This is a genomic window from Bacillus cereus group sp. Bce041 (genome assembly GCF_052646455.1).
In genome coordinates this window covers 1-518 of the sequence record NZ_JBQXON010000052.1, presented here as the reverse complement: position 1 = coordinate 518, position 518 = coordinate 1, and the positions used below count along the sequence as shown (strand labels likewise).

The following is a 518-nucleotide window of genomic DNA, read 5'->3' as shown; positions in this document are numbered from 1 at the left end:
TTATGGGATCAAGCATACAAAGAGACAGGAAAAGGCTTGACCTATGGTACATGCTCTGCCAAACTACCTGCCATGAAGAAAGAGCTTGTTTGGCTCAAAGAAGTGGATAGTATTGCGATTCAGTCGTCTATTCGCAACCTTGCGGATGCTTATACACGCTTTTTTAAAAAACAAAACAGCGCACCGCGCTTTAAATCTAAGAAGAACAACGTACAATCTTATACCACAAAACAAACAAACGAAAACATTGCCGTTGTAGGGAACAAAATAAAGTTGCCGAAACTAGGCCTTGTTCGATTTGCCAAAAGTCGCGAAGTAGAGGGGCGTATTGTAAATGCTACAGTTAGACGGAACCCTTCTGGTAGATATTTTGTGTCACTATTAGTTGAAATAGAAGTACAAGAACTTCCGAAAACACATTCTTATATTGGAATAGATGTAGGACTAAAAGATTTCGCTATTTTGTCAGATGGAACACACTATGAAAATCCGAAGTTTTTCCGATCATTAGAAGATAA

The 518-nt window shown here is 38.6% G+C and carries 1 protein-coding gene; it reads left to right on the top strand.

All coding sequences use genetic code 11. The features are described 5' to 3' along the window. Window positions 1-518, top strand: a 518-nt coding sequence (locus ACUN13_RS32190; RefSeq protein WP_242296047.1) for an RNA-guided endonuclease TnpB family protein, incomplete at both ends; no start/stop codon positions are given.